2 protein-coding genes are annotated in these 1,849 nt (G+C 36.7%); both read right to left on the reverse strand.

The genetic code is table 11. From position 1 onward, the window contains the following. A partial coding sequence (locus tag NE054_RS08010) for a cytochrome bc complex cytochrome b subunit (RefSeq protein ID WP_297890432.1) occupies positions 1–1,062 on the reverse strand: 1,062 nt, incomplete at its 3' end. A 12-nt stretch (positions 1,063–1,074) separates the two neighbouring features. After that, positions 1,075–1,581: a Rieske 2Fe-2S domain-containing protein gene (locus NE054_RS08015; RefSeq protein WP_297890434.1), complete on the reverse strand. Its 507-nt coding sequence runs from the start codon at positions 1,579–1,581 to the stop codon at positions 1,075–1,077. Positions 1,582–1,849: the final 268 nt, after the last annotated feature.

The raw sequence follows: 1,849 nt of genomic DNA on the forward strand, positions 1-1,849 counted from the left end.
CCGACATACAGACAACAGCAGCAACAACAGGAGACCCTGCAAAAGGAAAAGAACTTTGTATAAAGGTCTGTGTTTTCCACTTTTTATTGGAGAAGTGTCAAGCCAAGGTAAAAATGCAGCTATAAACATGCTAAGGACGAAAGCAATCAATCCAAGGTTTTGGCTGAAGAAGAAACCTCTTAAAACTTCGTAGAATGCTAAGAAATACCATTCCGGATAGATATGCATAGGTGTCTGTAAGTAATCAGCAGGAGTGAAGTTAATTGGGTCCATCGCAAATTTATACTGATAGAAAACAAGATAAAAGAAGAATATTAAGAAAACCGACATAACGAAAAACTCTTTTGCCATAAACACAGGCCAGAAAGGTATTCCTTTTCCGTGTTTTTTCTCCTCTTTTGTAAGCTCAATTCCATCTTCGTTGTTAGAACCTGGTATTCTTACAGCATATAAGTGGATTGCTGTAAATACTATTAACAATAAAGGTAAAAATACAACGTGTAAAGCAAAAAATCTTGTTAAAGTAGCATCTTCTACTATGTAGTTTCCTCTAATCCATACAACCAAATCTGGACCTATAAAAGGTATTTTTTCAAATAAAGTTGTAATCGTTTGAGCTGCCCAGTAGGACATCTGACCCCAAGGAAGTAGATAACCTGTAAATGCTGTAGCAGACATTAGAACAAAAAGTATGTATCCGGTTATCCAAACTATCTCCCTTGGAGGTTTAAATGAGCCGTAGTATATACCTCTTGCCATATGAACGAACAACACAAGGAACATGATTGAAGCTCCAACAGCATGGGTATGTCTGAACAACCACCCATACTCTACATCCATCATTATAGTTTTGTTAATGCTATCAAATGCAAGATGAGAATCTGGTTTGTAGTACATCAACAAAAATATTCCACTAACGACTAGGATAGCAAAAACAAGCATTACAAGGACACCAAAACTCCATAAAAAGTTGATGTTTTTTGGTACGTAATACTCTGTAAGCATTACTTTAATAAGTTGCCTTACGGCTAATCTTTCATCAAGCCAGTCCATAAACTTCATACCAAACCTCCTTTATACTGTTAATCCTTTTTCTTTCATTTGTTTATATTCTGGACCTTCTTCACCTAAAACGATTGTTGTTCCTTCAATTTTAAACGGTGGAACATCCAGCGGTCTTGGTGGTGGACCGAATATATTTTTTCCACAAGCGTCGTACTCTCCACCGTGACAAGGGCAGTGCCATATCTTCTTATCAGCTTCCCAGTTAGGGATACAACCAAGGTGAGTACAAATACCCAGTACAACCGTGTATTCACCTTTAATTGACCTGTCTGCACATTGAACCATATCCGGAGTCCTTCTTAAAACGAATACAGGTTTTCCTCTCCAGGATACCACCTTTATTTGACCAGGTTCAACCGTTGATAGGTCAAAAGATACTGTAGCCTGAGCTTTTACTTCCGGAAGAGGCTCCCATGTTTTGTACATTGCATAAAGGACTCCTCCGGCTCCTACTGCAGCCCATGCACCCATAGCGTACAGTAAGAAATCTCTACGGGATACCTTTTCATCTGCCATAACCTTACCTCCAAAGATTTTTCTGATAATTATCATAACTCTTTTTAAATAGTTTGTAAATACTAACTTATTTATAAAAAGTTTAAAATATAAAAAAAATTTTAACATTTTATGAGGTAAAAATGGTTAAAGGTTTGTACGTACATATACCGTTTTGTAACATTAAATGTCCTTACTGTGATTTTACATCTTTTGTGTGGCATGAAGAGAGTTTAAAAGAAAGGTACGTCTGTGCTTTAAAAAAGGAGTTACATTTATATCGGGAGTT

It is taken from the genome of Sulfurihydrogenibium sp. (assembly GCF_027448985.1).
Taxonomy (GTDB): domain Bacteria; phylum Aquificota; class Aquificia; order Aquificales; family Hydrogenothermaceae; genus Sulfurihydrogenibium.